The organism is Bacillus cereus group sp. MG20 (assembly GCF_040459885.1).
In the GTDB taxonomy this organism is placed as follows: domain Bacteria; phylum Bacillota; class Bacilli; order Bacillales; family Bacillaceae_G; genus Bacillus_A; species Bacillus_A cereus.
In genome coordinates this window covers 4,651,999-4,674,531 of the sequence record NZ_JARVHF010000001.1, presented here as the reverse complement: position 1 = coordinate 4,674,531, position 22,533 = coordinate 4,651,999, and the positions used below count along the sequence as shown (strand labels likewise).

Below are 22,533 nucleotides of genomic sequence, written 5' to 3'. Positions count from 1 at the left end.
ACATCTCCTTCTAGCTATATGTTTCTACATTATAGCATATGAACACTCCCCCACTTAGCAAATCTTGAAGTGGGGGTTTCTAACGTTTCGACCTAACGGACGATTAACGTCAGGGGAGTTAACACATTAGCGAGCTATTTCACGCCTAACCCCTCTATCCCATTTGTCCATGCATTTGGGATTACCTTTCGTAAAATGTTAGCCGCAGCATTTACATCTGCATTAATTAAAGTTTTATTTGCTGAACGATATATGCCGCGCTCTATTCGTTTTCCTGAAAAAGTTGTATTTTGGTCATTTTCTCCATACGTTGGAATGAAGTCGTTATCCAGAAAACTTGCTTTCGATGTATATGATTCTTCAGTTACAACAACTTGAATGCCTACAGCATTTGCTTTGTATGTAATCATTTGAATCAATAAACTATGTGGGATATGACAAAACGTTTGGTTATTTCTTTTTCCCATATTCGTTTCTTGTTTCCAACTTTTGTTTTGACCAATAACAATTTTACAAACTTCTTCTTGAGCTAGTTTTACGATATGGTGACTAACTTTATGGAAGACGTCTTTTATTTTCAAGTAACGTTTTTGATGAAGTTTTTCTATCCTTTTAGAAGTAAAAGGCCCTTCATTCGTTTGTTTTCCATTTCTAAGAACGCTTGTAAAATGACTCTTCATTTTGTTGTAATATTGATTTATGCTTTTGACATGTTTGCCCTTAACAAGGACAGGTTTCATACCTGTGTTTGTTACGATGGTTGCAAGGTTATCAATCCCTAAATCAATACTCATATAACGAGCATTCTCTTCAATCATTTGTTGTTCAGAAGGAACATCAATTACCAATTCCACTACATATTCATTGTATTTTGGAATCACACGAACTTGTTTCAGTTTACCCTCAGTGAAACCTAGTTTCCCAATATTTAATTGCAATTTCGTCTTTGGAAACTTTAAAAATCTATCGTTTTTAATGATGCAATCTTGGTTTGTATACAGAATCTCTTTTTCAGAAGAACGAATATACTTTGGAATTCTAGGCGGTCCAGCATATTTGTTTGGATTCTTTTTATAGTCTTTTAAACTAGCAAAAAAAGATTTCCAATTTTGGAACAAACCTTTCATGATTGACTGGCTACATTGCGTAGGCAAAGCTCGATAATCATTTTGAATCATAGCCTTAAATAGTGCATCTAGAAAGTTGTAATCTACATAAGGTTTTTCAAAATTAGGTTCTGAAAACAAATTACATGTAATCTCTTTCTGTTCTTCTTTAGGCTTTACTTTCTCTTTTTCCAATTTCTTCTGATAGGCAAGACGTTGTGTGTCATTCATCTTACCAATATTTTTATGAATATGATCCAGAACTTCTTTTTGCAAAGGCTGCAACTCTTTTTCTTGCGTTAATCCAGTGTACACCTGGCGTATATAAAAGTTTGTGGTGTTGTACATGTTCTTAGCGTTATGACAACATTCTTGAAAATAAGAATACATACGATGCCCTTTTTTAATCCAGATTTGAAGAGTTTTATAGTTTGATGGATTTTCCTTTGTCATTTTATTCACCTCCTGTTAAGGATATTATAGCAAAAACGGAACATACGTTTCTGTTTTTTGCTTGAAAATAAAATATTTCTTTCGATTCACCTCACCACCTTCATTTACGTTTAGAGGTGGGAGTCCTCTCGAAAGGCATGATAGAAAAAATCGTTTTTATAGCAAAACATATTTATTGTTTGTACACCTAATTAACTATATAATAATATGTAGTAAGAAAGCCTTTTCAAAACATTATTATTCATCAAGGGGGTACTTATAATGGAGCGAGTTCAAATGGCTGAAACGCTAGAATTTTCTCGTATTATTCAAGGATTTTGGCGTTTAGCAGAATGGAATATGACAAAACAAGAATTACTTTCTTTCATTGAAGATTGTATGGATATGGGAATTACTACTTTTGATCACGCTGATATTTACGGCGGATATACGTGTGAAGGGTTATTTGGCGAAGCTTTACAATTAAAGCCTTCCTTACGAGAAAACATGCAAATTATTACAAAGTGTGGAATCGCTCCCCCATCACCGAAATTTCCAGAGCGATATGTTGCTCACTACAATACTAGTGCAGAGCACATTATTCAAAGTGCAGAAGCATCACTAAAAAATTTACATACAGATTATATTGACGTATTACTTATTCATCGTCCCGATCCTTTTATGGATCCAAATGAAGTGGCAAAGGCATTTTCACAATTAAAACAAGAAGGAAAAGTTCGTCACTTCGGTGTATCTAACTTCTTACCTTCACAATTTAATATGTTAAGTTCGTACTTAGATTTCCCGCTTATTACGAACCAAATTGAAGTTTCTGCATTGCAGCTTGAGCATTTTGAAAAAGGGACAATTGATTTATGCCAAGAAAAACGAATCAATCCAATGATTTGGTCACCTCTTGCTGGTGGGGAAATTTTTACTGGTCAATCCGAACGTGCCGTACGTGTACGCGAAACTATGCAAAAAGTTGCTACTGAGCTAGGTGTTTCTAGTATCGATACGGTTATGTATGCTTGGTTACTTGCTCATCCAGCTAATATGATGCCAATCGTTGGCTCTGGTAAATTAGATCGCGTAAAAACGGCCGCTCTTGCTACAAACGTTAACTTAGATCGTCAACAATGGTTTACAATTTTCGAAAGCTCTAATGGACATCCTGTACCATAATGCATAAAAAGAAGAGCTGTTTTCTTACAGCTCTTCTTTTTCATATGTATTTCTAGTCATGGCAAATACACACATATCCCTTAATCCGTTTCCATCTACCGTAACACTCGCACTTTCTAACGTACCTTCTAACTTAAAGCCTAATTTCTCAGGTATCGCTCTACTCTTCTTATTTAAAGAATCACAACGAATTTCTACACGGTTTGCTTTCAATTCAGAAAAAGCGTAATCCGTTATACCTTTCGCAGCCTCTACCATATAGCCTTTTCCGCTAAACCTTGTATCAATCCAATATCCGATTTCAAATTGAGGTATATCCCAATTAATACGATGTAATCCGGCTGAAGCAATAAATTCACCTGTTTCTTTCGAAAATACTAGTAATCTTAAATCCTCACGTTGCAAAAATTGAATATGTGATTTTCTAATACTTTCTTCTATTTCTTGCTCTGTTTGCTCTTTTTGTGCAAACACCATCCAAGGTTTTAGTTCTTCTATTGAAGCCTGAATTGCATCATATACAACTTTACCATCTCCTGGTTTCGGCATTCGAATAAAAAGCCTGTCAGTATAAAATTCAGAAGGAAAATCGAATAATAACGGATTCACTGTAAACACTCCCTATATTTCTTTTATATATAATAATATCCATCTCAAATTATATAGTAAAGAATTTTCTGAATTGAAAACCTTTTACTCATTCACTTCCACCGCTACACGAATTCCAGATTCAATCGCACCTTGAATCCATCCGTGATATAGCGTTGTATGATCTCCAGCGAAGAATATTCTCCCCTCTGGTTTGACAATCGCTGGTTGCAGCTCAGATTCTTGACCTGCTTGAAAAAGTGCAAATCCTCCAAGCGCATACGGATCCAATGTCCAGCTTTTTGATATTCCAGATATGAACTCATCATACACTTGACCACCTAATATTGTTGCTAAGTTGTGTAATGCGTAATAAATACGATCACCTTTTGATAAACCATCCCATAACAATGCGTCATAAGACCATGTATAGCTACCTAACATCATAGCCGGTCCTTTCTCACCAATTCCATAACTTGGATAATAGGCATAACGAATTGGCAAATCTGTTATAATTCTGCCACCTAATTGTCCTTGTTCTTCCCAAAATCGGCTTTTAAATTGAATTCCTATTTTCGTCGCAGGCATATAATGTAATTCACGAATTGCTTTCCATTTTTCATGAGATATAGAATCAAACGGATCTACTTCTACAAAACGCATTGTCGAAAACGGAATGGTAACAATAACTAAATCTCCTGTAATACTGCTATATTCAAAAGTTTCCTCGTTCCGATAGAAAGCTGTCACACCATTATCGTGTTGATGTAGCTTCATTAATTTTTGATTATATATAATATTCTCTTCTAATTGCGGTAAAAATGACTTTGGCAATCTATCGTTCCCGCCCACAATTTCACAAAATCCGCTCTCCTCTTGCATAATGTATAGAAAGCGTAAAGTCTCTACAAACGATCGTTCCAAAAAACCTTCTAAATCTAATAGAACACCAATCATCTCAATTGTTACTGGCGAAAAGTAAGTATTATACTGATAAGGGTGATACTTCAAAAATTGTCCTGTGGAATATCTCCCAAAATCCTTCACTACAACATCCCAATTTTTCTCTGGATTTCTTTTAATAAAATTTATTATCGGCTGTACTGCTAATAACAATAGTTCTTCAGACGTTTTTCCCACTTCATTCATTTCCACAGGATACCTTAAAATACTTGGATCCTTTTCATATTGTTTCAACGTCGTTTTCCGTCCATTTACGTATATAATATCCGTCTCATTTCTACTAATAAAAGGACTCACCTGTAGCCCAAATTTTCTTATATACGCCATCGTTAATGTATGTGAATACGGAATTCTCATTGCTCCGACATCTAAATATAATCCGGTATCTTCCATTCTAACCGTTTCTATACGGCCACCTACCCGGTTGTTTGCTTCAAAAATTTTCACATCATGTCCTGCAGCCTTTAATAAAGATGCTGAAACTAATCCAGCCATACCAGCTCCCACTACAATAATTTGTTTTGGATTTATCGTCTTCTTCAATCCTTTATCTATAACTTTTAACGCTTCATCCATTTCAGTGTTATACATTATATCTTTCTGCACAATTCCACCCCTTACTTCATCAAATGGACGTTAGTGGTTTAGTGCATTTTATTCATAAATCTCCATAAACATAACACCCTTGCAATTTGAATATTCACTAAAAGTACATAAGAGACAGATTTCATATTTCTTTATGCTTCGTATAATATAGCAACCGCAACGAAGGAGTGACTAAAAAATGAAACATACTTATGATTACCACGCTACAAAAAAGCATTTAGAATTAAAGAAACAAAACTTATGTAAAAAACTTAGCAATATGACACTATCTGAAAAAGAACGTGAACAGCTAAAATGTGAAATTGACAACTATGAATATATTTTAAATCTGGTCGAAATGAATCATTATGAACGCGGATTTTCTCGTTAAAAGCGGAAATAGGATTATCCGCTTTTCATTTTGAGCATTTCACTACGCATTTTTCATAAGTAAATATATAATAGGATGTACATTAAGATTGAGAGGTATATTCTATGATCAAGTTAAGTGTATTAGACCAATCACCTATTTCAGATGGTAGCACAGCAGCCCAAGCTTTTTCACATACAGTTACGCTTGCACAAGAAGTTGAAAAACTCGGATTCACACGTTTTTGGGTATCCGAACATCATAATTCCGTAAGCTTAGCTGGTTCAAGTCCAGAAATACTTATTTCTCATATTGCCGCAAAAACGGATCGTATTAGAGTCGGTTCAGGTGGTGTTATGTTACCACATTATAGCCCATATAAAGTTGCTGAGAATTTCCGTGTTCTAGAAGCACTGTATCCGAACCGCATCGATCTCGGTGTTGGTAGAGCTCCTGGTGGTATGCCAATAGCAACTCGCGCACTTCAAGAAGGAAAAATGGTCTCACTTGATCAATATCCAGAACAAATTGCAGACGTTGCAATGTACTTACATGATCAAATACCAGAAAACCATCACTATGCAAACTTAAAAGCTACTCCAGTTATCCCAACATCTCCTGAAATGTGGATGCTCGGTTCTAGCGGAGAGAGCGCTAAAATTGCTGCAAACAACGGAGCTTCTTTCGCATTTGCACAATTTATTAATGGCTTCGGAGGCCCTGAAGTTATGAGGGCTTACCAAGAACAATATCAGCCTTCATTTTTAGGAGATAAGCCTAATTCAATCGTTGCCATCTTTGTTATATGCGGAGAAACAAATGAAGAAGCGGAAAAAATTGCTTCTAGTTTAGATTTATCAATCTTATTATTAGAGCAAGGAAAACGAACTACTGGTACACCTTCTATTGAAACTGCTCAAAATTATTCATACAGTGCTTATGATTTATTCCGTATAAAAGAAAATCGTCAACGTATGATTGTTGGTGATCCGCCTTCTGTAAAAGAAAAAATAATAAACTTAAGCAAATCATACAATACTGACGAATTTATGATTGTCACGATTACCCATCAATTTGAACATAAATTAAAGTCTTATCGCTTACTAGCAAATGCTTTTAATTTATAACTCTAAAAAGAGATGCATCACATATGATGCATCTCTTTTTCTTACTACTTATTGTTTTTATTTCCTATATATTCAATAGCTTCTTTTAATAGCTCATCAAAGTTAATAGGATAATCATGATCTAAGTTAGGCACAACTTTATACTTATGTTCTATATTCTTATCTCTTAATAATCGTACAAATTGCTGCGTGGATTCGAAACAATCTTCATCTTGATCCCCGCATACTATATATCCTTTTATATGTTTATCCTGCAGCACTCTTAGCAACTCATCCCATTCTTCAATCTCAGGAAGCCATGGTGCCATAAAAATAAAACCATCTACATCTATATCTTTTTGTAAAATCGTATATAAAGCTACTCTTGCCCCTGCAGAAAAACCACCAATTATCACATTTTCTACTGTATGATTTTCTATAAACTTATTGTAATGCTCTTTTAATTCCCCTTTCCCTCTCTCTAAATCATCCCAAACAAATCCATCTGAAAACTGAATTTGTGAAGACTGTAGTAAAGCTAACGTGTAATCTTGTGTCAAAACTGATTTCCAATATGGCTCTATTATTTGAATATTTTCTTGGTCACCATGTATTGTAAGTAGTAGATTCCCCTCTTTCTTGCTATATATATATTTCACATCTGGTCTTTCCTTTTTATGTGCTAATTCTTCTCTTTCTTTACATAATTGCACCATTGTATGAAATTCTTTAAATTTATGTAGTGATTTTAAATCTTCGTCAGAAATTAAATATTCATTTCCATACCAGAATCCCTTTTCTATAATGGCCTCCCTCATTAAATGTAATGCTTCTTTTTCAAGTCCTGATGCACTTGCGAGCGCATACTTAAAATTATATATTTGCGCCTCATTCCCTATTACACCTATAGCGTTTTCCATTATATAATTGTACGCTTCAAAACTTCCTTTATTTGCATAACAACGTAACGTTTCATTTAATAATTGAATGTAAGTCATACTATTTTTCATGTACCAATTCCCCCGAAACTTTTTATAATATTTATTTTGCGAATCTTTATACCACTTTGTGAAGATTTTATATAACTCGCCCTAGCAATATCTTATTCTCCGAATGATACTTAATAGTTATCCTTCCCTATCCAATACATTTAATATAAATATTAATAAACTGAAAAGTCAATATTTTAACAAACAAAAAAAGACAACAATATATGTATTGTTGTTTTCATTACGTCTACCCGCTCTTTTGTTTTTTTCTATCTGGTTTACTTGAAACTAAATAATGTTTTTCTGAAATATATAAGTCTCTTTTTAAGCTACGATTTAAGTAAGGTCCTAGTTTCATTCCGCATATGAGGCGATCTTCGCTACCTTCAACAATTGGGAACATTTCTTTTTCTGTTACGTATTGATCTACTGCCTTTTGTACGACATCAATTTCTTTCACTAGGTTTAAATTTTCTGCTGTATGTTCAAATACCTCAAGCGTTTCCTTCGTTATGAGAAAATCATTTGTTGGAAATGCAGGTAAATACGGTTTTAACAAATCATAATTTACTGTATAATCTTCATTTACTAATACTGTATAAACGATATTAGCATTCGTTTCTAAAAACTGAGCCATCGCTTGTTCTAATTCATCTTTCGTAATTTCCCGCTCTTCTTTTCCAGTTCTGAAAAAGCGAAACATCGCATCGCCTCCTTTTTACTATATTATAGCATAAAAGAAAACTGAAAAATCATAAAAAAACCCATTGAAATAATTTTTCAATGGGTTTCTTTATATTTTTTATCGTTATTTTAAGAATGCACTTAGCATCCATACATGTTGTTCTAATGTTGTATGAATTGCTAACAGCATGTCAGCTGATGTTTCATCGCCAGCTTCGCCCGCAACTTCCATACCTTCTTTTAATTCTTGAATAAGTGCAGAATAATCATTCACTAATGTTTGCACCATTTCTTCTGCAGATTCTTTGCTTGTCCCTTCGCTGACACTAGATGTTGCAAGATATTCTTTCATTGTCGCTAATGGTTTACCTTCTAAAGCTAAAATACGTTCTGCTAACTCATCAATATACGTTCCAGCTTCATTATAAAACTCTTCAAATTTCTCATGTAATGTAAAGAAGTGTGGCCCTGTCACATACCAGTGATAATTATGTAGTTTCACATATAACACATTCCAGTTTGCTACCTGCTTGTTTAATACTTCAACAACATTTGTTTTCGTACTCATACAATCCACTCCTCTTATCATTTTGTAATGTTTATCTTTTAATAACCTAATTACATTTTACCATACATTCCCTTTCCTTTCGAACAATCGGCTTATATGTAACAAAGTTTTAACACCTTTAATACTTCCCTAATATCATTTAATTCATGTATTTTTTCAAACACTTCATACGTCTAATTGTCCAAGCTCATACATATGCATAATAGTACATCAAGCTCATCATAGTAGAAAGAGGGATAACATGGACAATCAACAATGGCAAGTAGCAAAGAAAGTAGCCGCTACTTATATCGGAACTGTCGTTGGAGCTGGATTTGCTACTGGACGAGAAATTGTTGAATTTTTCACAGTGAATGGATTATACGGGACAATTGGCATATGTGTAAGTGGATTTTTTTTTATTTGGCTCGGCACAAAGATGATGTTACTTTCATCACAAATCGGGGCATTTTCAGCGCAAGAATTTAACAAGTATTTATTTGGGGATGTATTTGGGAATGTTGTAAACACATTATTATTACTCGTTTTATTCGGCGTAACGAGCGTTATGTTATCAGGGGCTGGTGCAGTATTTGAAGAGCAACTTCGCTTACCAAGACAACTCGGTATTCTCATTACAGTTATCGCTTGTCTCATTATAAGTAGCCGCGGATTACAAGGTGTTTTTGAAGTAAATACACTTGTCGTACCTATTATGATGATTTTTATTATCGGACTTGCTATTACAACCTTTTTTCACGGTACACCTTCCATTAATAACACTATTCCTGCAGAGAGTTGGAATATGAAATGGATTACTAGCCCTATTACATATGTCGCCTTAAATCTTTCTCTTGCCCAAAGTGTTCTCGTCCCATTAGCCAGTGAAGTAAAGGATCGAAAAGCCATTTTTTTGGGTGGGATTTTAGGTGGTGCTGGACTTTCTTTAATTTTATTATGCAGCCATTTAGCAATCTTATCAGTCGATCAATTTTATCAATATAACATCCCAATGGCTGAAGTCATAAGAAGATTTAATGCAACTTTTCACTTCTTCTTCGTTCTCATTATTTTCGGTGAAGTTTTCACAACTTTAGTTGGTAATGTGTTCGGGATGACAAAACAGATGCAATCTATTACCGGGTGGAAAAATAACAATATTATTTTCTTCATTTTACTAATTAGTTATTGCTTTAGTTACATCGGTTACAGTGACTTACTTCACATTCTATATCCTATCATCGGATGGGTAAGTATTGTTATACTTCCAATCATTGCGTTTAAACAACTTCAAAAAACATAAAAAAGCATCCATGTTATTGGATGCTTTTTTATGTTCATTCACAATCATCACATACTTCCCAGTACGGCCCCATTTCTAATGCTAAATATGGCTTTAATTGCAACCGAATCATTCGACTAGGCATGCGCTCTAAAACAAATTGAATACCCTCTTCATCTTCGTCTAATTCAACTTTTGAAATCACAATTCTTTGTATAGTCGTAATGGGAATTCCATCTTTATATAAAGTGATTTTCACCTCATCGTATTCATTAAAATACAATTCGACACTCATTTGATTTTTCAGTATTTCATCAACAATTTTATATGTATCATTTTGTTCTTGGATTATATATTTCCATCCGCCTCTATCTTCTTTCGGAGCTGTTTGAAATAATGTCTCCAAATCCTCGTATAGCATAAGATAACCCCTCTCTTACTAAAAAACGATGAGTATTTTATATACCCTTTATCTCTATCACTATCCATAGCTATTGTACCATATATCACCGTTCTTACCGTATTCATTTGCTTCATAGATACTTATAAAATAACTAATTCTATCTCCATTATTATGTATATTACCTCATTACTCCATACACTCTTACAAGTTTAAATAGCGTCAGACTTTAATCCATGCAAATATTGTCTACTCTCCGCTTTTATTAGCTCACAGCATTCATACTTTTACATATAATAAGACTACCACAAATAAAAAAGGAGAGTGACTTATACCACTCCCCTTAAAAGAACTTCCCTATAGCTGCTAAAACTAATACGATTATTAAAATTGCAAATAATAATGAGACAATGAAACTAAAAATAGGTAACGCTTTCTTTTCATTCTTCTTAAATAGTAACTTTAAACTAAGAAAAATATTTACTGGTACAAGTATAAAATAAAAATATTTAACAATTTGTACCGAGCTATTCGAAAGTGTTTTTAATATAAACACTTCAATTAGAAAAACAATAAAAAATGAAATACTTAGCCAAAATGAGACGTAACTAAGCCAAGAATGTCTTTTTGTCCCCCAATACACTCCCATAATACTCTCCTTTTATTTGTATTCTATACGTTAATAATTATACACAAAGCTAACAAATACCTCTATTTTTCGACAAACATTATGTAAAATGCCATTTTAAACGTCATAAAGAAAGTCTACATCCCTATTTGATTTTACACAATAAAACAGACTACCCTCTAGTGGCATAATGCTACTAGGGGATAGTCTGTTCTCTATTAAACTTTAAATCTGTCAATTAGTCCTTGTAACTCTTCAGCCATTTGAGATAGCGTGCCCGCTGCGGATCCAATTTCCTCCATCGAAGCTAGCTGTTCTTCAGCTGAAGCCGCAACGTTTTGTGTGCTTGTCGCATTATTTTGCGCTGTCATTGCAATTTGTCCTACCGAAATAGATACTTCATTTGCCCCTTTTGACATTCCATTAGCCGTTTCAACCATCGTCTTAATTTGATTAGCTATTTCATTTGTAGATTGTAAAATTTCAGCAAAGTTTTGCTTCGTTTCATTTGCGATAACAAGTCCAGATTGAACTTCCTCATTTACATGATTCATAGATTTGACTGTCTTACCCATATCATCTTGTATTTCACATATTAATTTACTAATTTCACTAGAAGATACGCTAGACTGCTCTGCCAATTTACGCACTTCATCTGCAACAATTGCGAAACCTCTTCCATGCTCACCGGCTCTTGCGGCTTCAATCGCCGCATTTAAAGCTAGAAGGTTTGTTTGATCTGCAATATTTTGAATTACTTCTAAAATATCACCAATTTGTTTTGATTTATTATTTAGTAATTGTATAACTGCATCTGATTGTGACACAGATTCTGCAATAGACTGCATCTGGTTTACTGTTCTTCCTACTAGTTTCCCACCATCTTCTGCTTTTTCACGAGTATGTGCAGAAGCCGTATTAATAGATGATGAACTATTTGCTACATGCTGAATTCCTTCCGTTACATCAAACAGTAACATAGCGCCATTTTCTACGCTTGTTGTTTGCGTCGTTGCCCCACTTGATATTTCATCCATTGCGATTGTGATTTGCTCAGTCGCTTCACTTGCTTGCCTTACACTTGCAGTTAGCTCTTCTGATGCCGCTGCAACATGCCCAGCTGAATCGTTAATTCTTCCGATTAACGTCCGTAACGAATTCGTCATCTCATTAAATCCTTTAGCAAGTTGGCCGATTTCATCATTAGAATGAATTTCAATTGTTTGCGTTAAATCCCCTTCACTTATTTCTTTAGAGGTAACAACTAATCTCTTTAAAGGCTTCGTAATTGAAAGTGTTACAAAATAAATAAGTGCTCCACCTATTACTAATGAGATAAGCATAACAATTAACATATTATAAAATACAGGTTGAGCAGCTTCAATTACTTCACTTGAGTACATAGTCCCACCAATTTTCCAACCTGTTTTTACATTTGTAGCAAATACCATATTCTTTTCACTACCGCCATAAGAATATGAAAAAGCACCGTGATTATCTTCATAAATTTTCTTTGCCCAAGAATCAGCCGCTTTTTCCCCTGATTTTTCTTGTGGATGAGCAATTATTTTTTGCTTTCCATCTAAAATGAAGGCATATCCTTTTTTACCAATATTAATTAACTTTGATGTTTTTAATAAATTATCTAAACTTAAATCTAGCGCAACAACCCCATTTTTATCTTCTGTTTGTTTTGCGATTGTTACAACAATATGTCCATTTCCTTTTGCCTTATATGGCTCAGTAACAACAATACCACCTTGTTTTGCAACTGCATCTTTATACCAAGAACGCTCTGTTGGATCATAGTCTGCTGCCATTTGTATATTTGGTTCTTGTACAAATTTTTTATCATTTCCGGCAACATATACTTGTTCAACATCTTTATTTAAATTTATATATTGAGATAACATTTTTCTTAATTCATCCTGATTATCTCCTTGATACATATTCCCCTGAATCACCCGTGCAAAATTATTTACATCATTAAATTTTGCATCAATCATTTGATTGATTAAATTATCCAGTATTTTTATATTGTCGTTGGCACTACTCTTAATTTGCGATTCAAAATTCTTTTTGGCTGTTTGATAAGACATGCCTCCGATAATAGACACAGCCGCAATTAAAATTACAAAGAATGAAATTAATAGCTTTTTTGCTACTTTCATATCACGAAACAAATTTAATAGTTTATCCATTATGAACCTCCTAATTTTCAAATTTAAAAGTTAAATTGAGTTAATTATGAATATTTCCCAATCCCTAATTATTATTTTCATAACCTATTATGATGAATACTTTGTAAAGTTTAAACAATTAAGTTCCCTTTGTCTATATATATGAATAATATTATTATAAAATTTACAAATAGAAAAAACCAAAGGGGCACCCTTTGGTTTTTACATTTTTTTATGTTGTTTAGAAAGCTTTTTCCACTTATCACGCTCTGCTCTGGCAAGGATTACATCTTGTTTTCTCATAAAATACGCCAGTTCTCTTTGTAATTTTTTATAGCTTTTCAAACGATCTATCGTAATAAGTCCGTTATCAATTGCACTATGCACCGCGCATCCTGGTTCATCCTCATGCTTACAATCACGAAAACGGCATGTTGTCGCAAGTTTTTCAATATCAGAGAATGTTGTTTGAATCGCTTCGCTTCCTTCCCAAAGTTGCAATTCTCTCATGCCGGGAGTATCAATTACGAGAGCGCCACTTGGCAATTGAAATAACTCTCGATGCGTTGTCGTATGCCTCCCCCTACTATCCTCTTCACGTATATCTCCCGTTTTTGCTACCTCAATTCCTATTAGCGCATTTAACAAAGTTGACTTTCCTACCCCTGATGACCCAACTAAAGCAATTGTTTTCCCTGAAGAAACGAATTGTTTCAACGAATCAATACCTGTATGCTCTAAACTATCAACAACGAAAATAGGAACACCAATTGCTATAGCTTCCGTTTCTACAATTTTCTGTTCTACATCATTACATATACTACTCTTTGTTAAAACAATAACTGGCATAGCGCCACTTTCATACGCTAATAATAAATAACGTTCCATCCTTCTAACATTAAAATCATGATTAAGTGCATTCACTAAAAATAAATAATCTACATTTGCTGCTATTACTTGTTCTTCCGTTCGAGTACCAGCTTCTTGCCTAGAAAAAGAGCTTCTTCTCGGAAAAATACGATGAATGATAGCTTTCTTTTCATTCTCTATTTTCTTTATATACACCCAATCACCAACAGCTGGATAATCTCCCTTCGTTACTGCTTCATGCCGAAACTTTCCAGACAGTTCTGCCATATATTCACCATCATTACAAATAATTCGATATATATGCTTATGCTCAAGTAAAATACGCCCTACTTCAAAGTTCTCTACAGCTTGTTCCTCAAAAAAAGAATCCCAGCCATACGATTCTAAAATATTTTGATTCAAATTGATATCCTCCCTAGTTTAAGCTAAGTGGAAGGATAGTGCGCTCACTTATATCGTTTCGCCCTTTCCATCCACCTTTGTATTTGGTTTATTATTCATATAAGTTATTTTCGCCATAATACATCACCCCGTTCTTATTTTAATTACTCTCATTATATGGAATTCTCCTATAAAAAGCTACATCATTTAACGTAATTTTCAAATAACTCGTTTTTGAGCATTCTAATTTGTCCTCGGTGACTAATTTCATCTTCTAGCACATGAAACCAAAGATAGTGCTGGTTATATACTACACCGTTAGGCCACTTTCTTTCTGACATGAGCCACTCATTACCTTGTTCACTTAAATACTTCAGAGATTCTTCTCGAACACTTTGTAGAAGTTGTACATAATACTGTATTTCATGACCACAGATCGCTCTACCTGCTTCCCCTAAATACAATGCATCTTCCCATATTTCTAATTCTTCTTTTGTAAATTCACGATCTTGAAATGAAATAAGCTGATGAACTTTTTCAATAGCTGCTATATGCTTTAATAAGGCGCCAATTGAATTTCCGCTGCTCTGCATAATTAAATCTAATTGCTCAACTGATAAATTTTTTACTTCGCCTAATGTTACAGCTCTCGTATGCTCAAGCATGCTTACTAATTCCCCTATTTTTTTTGTATAACCATCTACACTTCTTATTCGATAATCTATATTCATATGACGCACCCCTTTCTGCATTCATATTATTGTAAAAATGATTCATATAATAGACTGAAATCTATCGAAATTTTCTGTTATAATTAAATTGAATACAAAATATACCCAAACAAACTTTCTCAATATGCTTATATGAAATATTAAAAGGAATCAATATAAAATAATCGAATCTTATTCACTAAAAGGAGTGGATTCGATGGAAATGTATCAATGGCTAACCGCTGTTCTCGTTGGTGGCATTACTGGCTTCGTTTCCCATCTAATCAATAACCAAGGTAAGTTATTGCTTCCACGCCGTTTGAAAACTTTTTTTCACTTTGGATTTTTAACTGATGTTTTTACCGGTAGCCTAGCTGCACTTCTTGGACTCGTTTTATTCGATGTCACCGCAATAAAAGAAATTATAAAAGTATCCATTGTAACTGCTATTTCCGGTCAAACTTTCTTACTACATCAAGCTCTTGGTGGCGAACAGGCTAAAAATACGCAAATTGGGAAAGCTGATGAGAAGATTCAAGAAATTGACAAATTATTGCGACGTTAGTGTATACTTTCTTTTAAAATTATTGTTATAATGAGAAATAAATATTTTCTATTGCGTCGTTTGTCAGGAGAAAGGGTGTTTCGTATGACAAAAAAGAAAATAGAAGATTTCTTAACAAACTCCGAAAAAGAGGAACTGCTAGAAAACTATAAATGTTTACGAGAAGCCCGCACAAAAAGTGAAGCTAACTATTTTGGTGAAGCAGTAAACCATCTATTAAATAAAGCAAAACAACGAATTATTAAAGATGCAGGTATACATGATGAAAATGCTGCAACTGTTCAATCAAAGAGAAAAGCACTGTTTTAGCTACATTAGCTAAAACAGTGCTTTTTATTACAACATTTTTCACATTACTTTCACATCTATTTCACAATTATAAGTACTCCTATATGTTAAACTAGGTATATCCTTTTCCGAGGAGCTATATGCCGATATATAAACCCCTATCTATATAGGGGTTTTTTATTTTCCCATAATTTTATTACAAATCCTTTTCAATCATACAGCTCAACGACGAATTATTAAAAATACAGCAACTATGCAATCAAAAAGCACCTTTTTAACTTATCCTGAAAAATTGTTTTTTGATTTACTAAAACTTTATGATGCAATTCCTTTTTCATTATCTTTACTAATGTTTTCACCTTTTCTAAACAGAAATAAAGCTACAACATATAATAACGCTGTAAAGCTACCTACTAGTATAAAATTGTGAGATGTTGCAAATAACATTCCTGCTATTACCGCACCAATCATTTGGCCAATGTACATCGAGGCGTTAGCAAGGGCAGCACCTGTTCCCCGTGCTATAGTAGACATGTTTTGTAAATGTCCCATCATTAATACAAACAAAATTCCTGTCACAAAAAATAAAACAAAGAAAAAGAATTCAACAAAAATAAGATTCTTTAAATAGGGAAGTATTACATATAACACTGCCGTAAATACAATTCCACCATAGAAAGAAAGATTGTATCCAATTTTATTTACAAGTCTAGGGCCAAAAATATTACCAGCTAAATTTCCTAATCCTAGTACAAGCATAGCCGTACCTACTTCATGAACCTGTAAGCCAAATTGAATGGAAAGCCATACACCAAAAAATGAAAATGCAGCAAAATTTCCGGTTTGAAAAACAAAGTATGCAAAATAAGAAAGTGAAACCTTTGAATCTGTAAGTAATTGTTTATAACGCTGTAAAATCACTTTTTTATTTCCACCTATATGAACCGACTGTATTTCTGGTAATACAACATAAATAAGAATAACAAGTAGTGCTGATAATATACCAATGAAATAGAATGGGATTGTATAATGTATCGTTGCTAAATAAGCTCCCAGTGGCAGCCCTAAAATTTGAGAGATTGATAACCCTGCTGTTGCAACCCCAATTGCTTTCACAATTTGCTTTTTCTCTATAAGGAGCGGAATGGATGCCCACACTTGTGGAGATACAAAAGCTGCACTTACACCTGCTAAAAATCTAAATGTTAGCATCCATAAAAAACTCGGTGCAATTCCACACAAAAACGTACTTATTGCAAAAAAACTCATACCTAGTACCATCACTTTTTTTCTGTTTAATCCATCTGATATAGGACCAGCAATAAGCGCAAATCCAGCATACCCTAAAGCATACGAACTCACCATCCATCCTGACAACTCGGTTGAAACATGATACACCTGTTGTAATGTCGGCAACAGTGGTGAAATTAAGAAAGTGTCTGTACCGATCATAAACATTATCGTGAAAAATACAGCTAGTACTCTATTCATTTAGACCTTCTCCTTATATAAACAGAGGGTACTATCCCTCTGTTTCACTAATCTTCTAAAATAGATTGGATTTCTTTCATGACTCTTTCATTCAATGAAACGTCTACCGCTTTCACACTTTCTCTTATTTGCTCTGCCCGCTTTCCACCAGGTATAACTGTATCAATTCCTTCTTTATTTAATAACCATGCTAACGCTAAATGAGACACTTCAATATCATTTTCTTTCGCTAACCCTTTTAACTTTTCCACTTTCTTAAAATTACTCTTATATGTATTTTCTTCAAATAGATTTACATTTTGGCGCCAATCAACTTCGTTCAATTTAAAATCTTCTGTATATTTTCCGCCTAATATTCCAAAAGCAAGAGGCCCATATGGAATAAATGAAATACCCGCTTCTATACAATACGGCAACAGTTCTTCCTCAGCCGTACGTTCTAACACATTGTACGGAGATTGTACAACATCTATATGACCATGTTGGTTCGCTTCTTTTAATTGTTCTATGTTTACGTTCGATATTCCAATTGAACGAATTTTCCCTTCTTCTTTTAAACGAGTAAGCTCTCCGATTGAATCTATGTAACTTGTTTCAGGATTTGTAAAATGTAAATAATATAAATCAATATAATCAGTCTGTAATCTTCTTAAGCTATTCTCCACAGCATTTCTTAAATAACTTGGTTCATTGTTAATATAAGTTTCTCCATTTAACAACGGTTGAATTCCACCTTTTGTAGCAAGTATAAACTCATGACGTTTTCCCTTTAATACTTCTCCTACTAATTCCTCTGATCTACCGAAACCATATGAATCTGCTGTATCAAAAAATGTAATCCTTTGCTGAATAGCTTCTTCTACTAATCGCTTTCCTTCTTCTTCATTCACATCAGCATATAAATTATGTCCCCCTACTGCATTTGTACCTAAACCCAACTTTGAAATATTTAATCCTGCCTTTTGCAATTTTGTATACTTCATTTTTTCTCCCCCTATATTTCTATTGTTCGAATATTTTCGAACAATAGAAATATACCACTCTATATGTTATAGTGCAAATATCTTAACTTATACAAGTAGGTGAAATATGCGTACACTCTATCATCCAAATCGAGAAGAAATTCAATTTTCTTCTGTCTTATATGCACTTAGCGATCAAATTCGTTTACAAATTGTAAATATGTTACTAGAGAAAAGTGAACAATCTTGTGGTGCTTTAAACATCCCTATTGCGAAATCAACTTTATCTCACCATTTCAAAGTTTTACGTGAGTCAGGTGTTATGTACACGCGCCTTGAAGGAACACAACGTTTCATTTCAATTCGTGAAGAAGATTTAAATGCTAGATTCCCAGGTTTGTTACAAGTTGTATTACATGCGACAAAGCCATATTAAAAAACATCTCATATTCATATGAGATGTTTTTTAATATGGCTATTCTTTTAATAAATCTATTAATCCATTCCCTTCAGATGTACGTTCGTACCCTAAAGGTACAGTTCTTTTAATAAGTTGTGCATATATTTCCGGCTCTGATAACTTTCGACCGTATTCTTTCTCACACTGTTTAATGAGCAAGGCGAGCGCCCCAGCAATATGCGGCGTCGCCATGGAAGTTCCACTTAACACAGCATATTTCCCATCTGGATACGTAGATAATATTTCATCACCTGGCGCTACTAGATCAATTTCTTGATTTGAATTACTAAAACATGCAATCTTCCGCTCTAAATTAACAGCACCAACTTCAATTACCTCAGAGTAAGCACCTGGGAAATCTAATTCCTCTGTTTCATCATCGCAATCTCCATTATTTCCAGCAGCACATACAACGAGAACATCCTGCTTTACCGCATTTTGAATTGCTTCATGTAATTCTGGAACATCTTGCGGACCACCAAGTGACATTGAAATAATTCTCACTTTCTCTTGATTCGGCCCTCTCCAATTTACAGCATAATGAATTGCCTCAATAATTTGCTCATAACTTCCAGAACCATCTCCCGCTAAAACTTTTAATACTAACATTTTAGCAAGTGGTGCAACTCCTAATACACCGACACCATTTTCAGTCGCGGCAATCGTCCCCGCTACATGAGTACCATGTCCGTTATTATCAAGATACACATTTGGATCAGCTTCATAATCTTTTGTGAAATTTCTTCCGTCGATAATACGATCTTTTAAATCTATATGATTAGTATCACACCCTGTATCTAATACGGCAACGACTACATCTTGCCCCTTCACACTCTTTTCCCATACTTGCGGAGCGTGAATCATTTGTACACCTGGTGGAATTTCATTTACTTGTTCTACCACCTTATTTACGGTAAACGGAATCAATTGTATACCTTTTTGTTTATTCACTGTACTACTCATCGTAATCCCTCCTGAAAATGTATTATTTTCATTTCAGACCACTTTTGAATACGTGTAAATGTAACATTCGTTTTATTCTTTTTGTTTTCCTTCTTTTCAAATATTTCTCAACATCATTTACTAACTCTATACTACTTTTTTATTTTCCCTATGATTTGTAGGAAGTAACCCCCCATGTCGTTCAACTACTAACCAAAATAAGAGAACCAATTAATGGTCCTCTTACAGTCTTTTAAAAGAATGATATGTAATTGGAAAAATAATATAAATTAAGACTAAACCTCACTCTTGTTTAAAAACTTTTCTATTTCTTTTACTAAATATTCCGCTCCCTCTATCCCAACAGTAATATTTCCATTTGCTAATGATATGTTCTGTTCTGAAACATCACCTGTGATTTGGCAAGCATTGTAAGGTTGATATTTTTGTAAAATGATTTTATCTGCTTCTACAAAAATTTCAAGCGGTGATTTGATTTGTATTCCCAATACATCGCGTAATTCTTTAGGGATAACAATTCGTCCTAATTCGTCTACTTTTCGAATAACTCCTGTTGCTTTCATATTTCTCCCCCCTTACTCTATATTAATTTTTTCACCTCGCTTTTTCCATTTTATCACTTTTTAGCAATACTTGCCTCTTTTTAGAAAATTTTGTACTCGAGTTAAAAAAACACATTTAATGCATACGTAATCTCTCTTTCAATTGTTTTACATAACGGGATCTTATAAGTAAGAAGTATACAATTTGAATACCTATGAAAATACTTAATACAACTGTATTTTCTTTAAACAATGAGTACTCAAACATTTGCCCTAACGCAGTTAAGGCTACTGCCCCATGTAATGTTGCAACACCAATTGGAACGAAGAATAAAAGCGCCAATCGAATTGTAACTACCTTCGATAATTCCCCACTCGTCAATCCAACTTTTCGAATCATTTCGAACAAGCGAACATCATCCTCCAAATCGGAGAATAAACGGAAGTAAAGGAAACTTCCTGCGCAAACGAAAAATACTATACCAATAAAGAAACCTACAAATAAAATCGGTCCTGCAATTTGTAAACTTTGGTTTTGTTCGTACTCTTCCGCACTAAACGTTGACTGTTCTTGATACGGTTTAATTTGATGAGTAAGCTCTTTACCAATTTCAATCTCATCTTTCGTTCTTTCAGTTTTATACATATAATCTTTTGTCTCTATAAATCCATCTTGTAATGAATCATATTGATTATTAGAGATTACATAAACATTTCCTCTTAATATTTTCCCCAATGAAGATGAAGTAACTTTTTTCACCTTTAAACTTTCATTCATATTGGGTAAAGTAATTTCTTTTCTTTCTTTCATCGCTGGCCCTGGTATATCAGCTGACAAAAATACAATCTCTTTATTGGCTACAGTATTAAATGGTTCTCCTGTTAACTTTGCATATTCCTTATAATCTGATTCTTTTATAAAAGTGGCGCTTCTTAACGACTGTTCCTCCGTTTTCTTTGTCGAAATATTAGTTTTTGAAGCTGCTATATTATGTTTCTTTAATCCTTTGTCAATCATTTGTATATGTTGTGATTCATTACTATTCCCTTCCTTAGAATGGTAATGAAACGCAATTGGTCTCTCCATTATCCCTTTCGTCATGGATGCGAAGCCGACTAATGTCCCTATTGCGGAAAATGCTACAGTAGAAATAATGGTTACAATAAAGAACATTCTTGCGTTATCTCTCATGCGATACGCTAAATCTGATAACGTAATAATATTAGTCTGTGTCCAATAGAAACGTTTACTTTTTTTACATAATCGAATAATAAAGACACTCAGCTGCTTGTACAACAAATACGTCCCAATAATAACTACCGTTGTAACAGGAATCATCATAATAAATACCATTGCGCCATGCGATAGAAGAGCTCCTATATAGCCAGCACTAAGCAATACTACTGCTAATATTGAAGAAATGATTGATGCTTTCGGTTCTGGTTTTGCCTCTGCTGACCCTCTAAACAACTTCATAATTTTATTTTTACGAATCATTCCTGCACTAAACAATGATATGATCATAAATAATATGAAAAACATAATACTTGTTACAACAATTGCTTTCATCGGTATGTAATAGGATAAGGAGATATCTAGTTTTAATATCATCGGGGCGACAAATAGTAATACCCCTGAAAATAACATACCTGAAAGAATACCAAAAATAATTGCCCCTATTCCAATCATAATATTTTCAAAAAAGATAAGACGCTTTAATTGATATTTCGTCATACCTAGCATCATTAAAATTCCTAGCTCACGCTTTCTCGTTTTTAAAAACATTCCCATCGAATATAAAATAAAGAAGAATGTAAATAAGTAAATAATAGACTGTGCAAAAGACATACTTACGAATACGTACTGACCCAATTCTCCTGCACTTAATGCCGGATGAAACGCAAAAAATGAATACACAAAAAAGGCCATAATAGCAAATGCACTACTCAAAAAATAGGCTGAGTATGTCCGTCTATTTCGCGTTACATTCCGATATGCGAGTTCTCTAATGTTCATATTACTTCTCCGCCCTTCTTTCTACTAACTATGTTTTTATATTAGTAAAGTACGGAAATACCTTCCATCGATTCAAATGACAAAAACCTTACAGTTTTGAAAGGTTTAAAAAATTGCTTATACGTAGTACTTTATTTATAATGACTACATTCATATTCATACACACATCCTATTGTATATTCGTTAGTTTTGCGAAATAATAAAGGATAGAAGTATGTACCATTATACATATAAACTTA

Annotated in this window: 23 protein-coding genes; 7 read left to right on the top strand and 16 right to left on the bottom strand. The window is 33.9% G+C overall.

The annotated features are described in order from the left end of the window. Positions 1-134: 134 nt before the first annotated feature. The gene (locus QCI81_RS24015) at positions 135-1,559 is read right to left on the bottom strand and encodes an RNA-guided endonuclease InsQ/TnpB family protein (protein WP_353810898.1); all 1,425 of its coding nucleotides are present in this window, start codon (positions 1,557-1,559) and stop codon (positions 135-137) included. A 261-nt stretch (positions 1,560-1,820) separates the two neighbouring features. Between QCI81_RS24015 and QCI81_RS24010 the strand changes: the two genes are divergently transcribed. After that, positions 1,821-2,723, top strand: a complete 903-nt coding sequence (locus QCI81_RS24010; RefSeq protein WP_071731033.1) for an aldo/keto reductase — start codon at positions 1,821-1,823, stop codon at positions 2,721-2,723. A 24-nt stretch (positions 2,724-2,747) separates the two neighbouring features. Here the strand turns inward: QCI81_RS24010 and QCI81_RS24005 are convergent, their stop codons facing one another. Beyond that, positions 2,748-3,332 carry a GNAT family N-acetyltransferase gene (locus QCI81_RS24005; protein ID WP_071731031.1) on the bottom strand — a complete coding sequence of 195 codons (585 nt, stop codon included), beginning with the start codon at positions 3,330-3,332 and terminating at the stop codon, positions 2,748-2,750. An 84-nt stretch (positions 3,333-3,416) separates the two neighbouring features. Then, complete coding sequence (locus tag QCI81_RS24000; RefSeq protein ID WP_071731029.1) at positions 3,417-4,880, bottom strand: flavin monoamine oxidase family protein; 1,464 nt, start codon at positions 4,878-4,880, stop codon at positions 3,417-3,419. Positions 4,881-5,058: 178 nt separating this feature from the next. Between QCI81_RS24000 and QCI81_RS23995 the strand changes: the two genes are divergently transcribed. Both QCI81_RS23995 and QCI81_RS23990 read left to right on the top strand, forming a co-directional pair. Beyond that, positions 5,059-5,250 (top strand): DUF3896 domain-containing protein, encoded by a 192-nt coding sequence (locus QCI81_RS23995; protein WP_000683366.1) that lies wholly within the window; start codon positions 5,059-5,061, stop codon positions 5,248-5,250. Positions 5,251-5,354: 104 nt separating this feature from the next. Next, the gene (locus QCI81_RS23990) at positions 5,355-6,356 is read left to right on the top strand and encodes an LLM class flavin-dependent oxidoreductase (RefSeq protein ID WP_071731027.1); all 1,002 of its coding nucleotides are present in this window, start codon (positions 5,355-5,357) and stop codon (positions 6,354-6,356) included. Between the two features lie 44 nt (positions 6,357-6,400). Here QCI81_RS23990 and QCI81_RS23985 read toward each other — a convergent pair whose 3' ends face one another. The 3 genes from QCI81_RS23985 to QCI81_RS23975 all read right to left on the bottom strand — a co-directional run bounded on the left by QCI81_RS23985 (position 6,401) and on the right by QCI81_RS23975 (position 8,576). Continuing rightward, positions 6,401-7,345 (bottom strand): alpha/beta hydrolase, encoded by a 945-nt coding sequence (locus tag QCI81_RS23985; RefSeq protein ID WP_071731025.1) that lies wholly within the window; start codon positions 7,343-7,345, stop codon positions 6,401-6,403. A 226-nt stretch (positions 7,346-7,571) separates the two neighbouring features. Next, positions 7,572-8,027: a DUF3939 domain-containing protein gene (locus tag QCI81_RS23980; RefSeq protein ID WP_000488209.1), complete on the bottom strand. Its 456-nt coding sequence runs from the start codon at positions 8,025-8,027 to the stop codon at positions 7,572-7,574. A gap of 105 nt (positions 8,028-8,132) precedes the next feature. Further along, the gene (locus QCI81_RS23975) at positions 8,133-8,576 is read right to left on the bottom strand and encodes a Dps family protein (protein ID WP_000105199.1); all 444 of its coding nucleotides are present in this window, start codon (positions 8,574-8,576) and stop codon (positions 8,133-8,135) included. 241 nt (positions 8,577-8,817) lie between these two features. Here QCI81_RS23975 and QCI81_RS23970 point away from each other — a divergent pair, with 241 nt between their 5' ends. Next, on the top strand, positions 8,818-9,858 hold the full coding sequence (locus QCI81_RS23970) for a YkvI family membrane protein (protein WP_053564703.1): 1,041 nt from the start codon (positions 8,818-8,820) through the stop codon (positions 9,856-9,858). Between the two features lie 34 nt (positions 9,859-9,892). Here the strand turns inward: QCI81_RS23970 and QCI81_RS23965 are convergent, their stop codons facing one another. The 5 genes from QCI81_RS23965 to QCI81_RS23945 all read right to left on the bottom strand — a co-directional run bounded on the left by QCI81_RS23965 (position 9,893) and on the right by QCI81_RS23945 (position 15,027). Next, complete coding sequence (locus QCI81_RS23965; protein WP_000965063.1) at positions 9,893-10,258, bottom strand: DUF3979 family protein; 366 nt, start codon at positions 10,256-10,258, stop codon at positions 9,893-9,895. Positions 10,259-10,580: 322 nt separating this feature from the next. Further along, positions 10,581-10,886 carry a hypothetical protein gene (locus QCI81_RS23960; protein ID WP_000539571.1) on the bottom strand — a complete coding sequence of 102 codons (306 nt, stop codon included), beginning with the start codon at positions 10,884-10,886 and terminating at the stop codon, positions 10,581-10,583. Positions 10,887-11,083: 197 nt separating this feature from the next. Continuing rightward, on the bottom strand, positions 11,084-13,066 hold the full coding sequence (locus tag QCI81_RS23955; RefSeq protein WP_023521739.1) for a HAMP domain-containing methyl-accepting chemotaxis protein: 1,983 nt from the start codon (positions 13,064-13,066) through the stop codon (positions 11,084-11,086). Positions 13,067-13,267: 201 nt separating this feature from the next. Beyond that, a complete protein-coding gene (rsgA, locus tag QCI81_RS23950) occupies positions 13,268-14,317 on the bottom strand; it encodes a ribosome small subunit-dependent GTPase A (protein WP_069355450.1) in 1,050 nt (349 codons plus the stop codon). A 182-nt stretch (positions 14,318-14,499) separates the two neighbouring features. Beyond that, positions 14,500-15,027 carry a DinB family protein gene (locus tag QCI81_RS23945; protein WP_069355449.1) on the bottom strand — a complete coding sequence of 176 codons (528 nt, stop codon included), beginning with the start codon at positions 15,025-15,027 and terminating at the stop codon, positions 14,500-14,502. A 196-nt stretch (positions 15,028-15,223) separates the two neighbouring features. On the opposite strand from QCI81_RS23945, the gene QCI81_RS23940 reads away from it, so the two are divergent. Both QCI81_RS23940 and QCI81_RS23935 read left to right on the top strand, forming a co-directional pair. Next, positions 15,224-15,571 carry a DUF4257 domain-containing protein gene (locus QCI81_RS23940; protein WP_000426321.1) on the top strand — a complete coding sequence of 116 codons (348 nt, stop codon included), beginning with the start codon at positions 15,224-15,226 and terminating at the stop codon, positions 15,569-15,571. 84 nt (positions 15,572-15,655) lie between these two features. Further along, positions 15,656-15,880 (top strand): hypothetical protein, encoded by a 225-nt coding sequence (locus QCI81_RS23935; RefSeq protein WP_000162602.1) that lies wholly within the window; start codon positions 15,656-15,658, stop codon positions 15,878-15,880. Positions 15,881-16,174: 294 nt separating this feature from the next. On the opposite strand, the gene QCI81_RS23930 is transcribed toward QCI81_RS23935, so the two are convergent. Together QCI81_RS23930 and QCI81_RS23925 are read right to left on the bottom strand one after the other, a co-directional pair. Beyond that, on the bottom strand, positions 16,175-17,350 hold the full coding sequence (locus QCI81_RS23930) for an MFS transporter (RefSeq protein ID WP_061661205.1): 1,176 nt from the start codon (positions 17,348-17,350) through the stop codon (positions 16,175-16,177). A gap of 47 nt (positions 17,351-17,397) precedes the next feature. Continuing rightward, entirely contained in the window at positions 17,398-18,333 is a 936-nt protein-coding gene (locus tag QCI81_RS23925; RefSeq protein ID WP_053564707.1) for an aldo/keto reductase, read from the bottom strand. Positions 18,334-18,439: 106 nt separating this feature from the next. On the opposite strand from QCI81_RS23925, the gene QCI81_RS23920 reads away from it, so the two are divergent. Beyond that, on the top strand, positions 18,440-18,748 hold the full coding sequence (locus tag QCI81_RS23920; protein WP_053564708.1) for an ArsR/SmtB family transcription factor: 309 nt from the start codon (positions 18,440-18,442) through the stop codon (positions 18,746-18,748). 39 nt (positions 18,749-18,787) lie between these two features. Here the strand turns inward: QCI81_RS23920 and QCI81_RS23915 are convergent, their stop codons facing one another. The 3 genes from QCI81_RS23915 to QCI81_RS23905 all read right to left on the bottom strand — a co-directional run bounded on the left by QCI81_RS23915 (position 18,788) and on the right by QCI81_RS23905 (position 22,294). Beyond that, positions 18,788-19,735: a serine protease gene (locus QCI81_RS23915; RefSeq protein WP_053564709.1), complete on the bottom strand. Its 948-nt coding sequence runs from the start codon at positions 19,733-19,735 to the stop codon at positions 18,788-18,790. Between the two features lie 275 nt (positions 19,736-20,010). Next, positions 20,011-20,298, bottom strand: a complete 288-nt coding sequence (locus QCI81_RS23910) for an AbrB/MazE/SpoVT family DNA-binding domain-containing protein (RefSeq protein ID WP_000648324.1) — start codon at positions 20,296-20,298, stop codon at positions 20,011-20,013. Between the two features lie 115 nt (positions 20,299-20,413). Then, positions 20,414-22,294 (bottom strand): FtsX-like permease family protein, encoded by a 1,881-nt coding sequence (locus QCI81_RS23905; RefSeq protein WP_071731023.1) that lies wholly within the window; start codon positions 22,292-22,294, stop codon positions 20,414-20,416. Positions 22,295-22,533 lie beyond the last annotated feature (239 nt).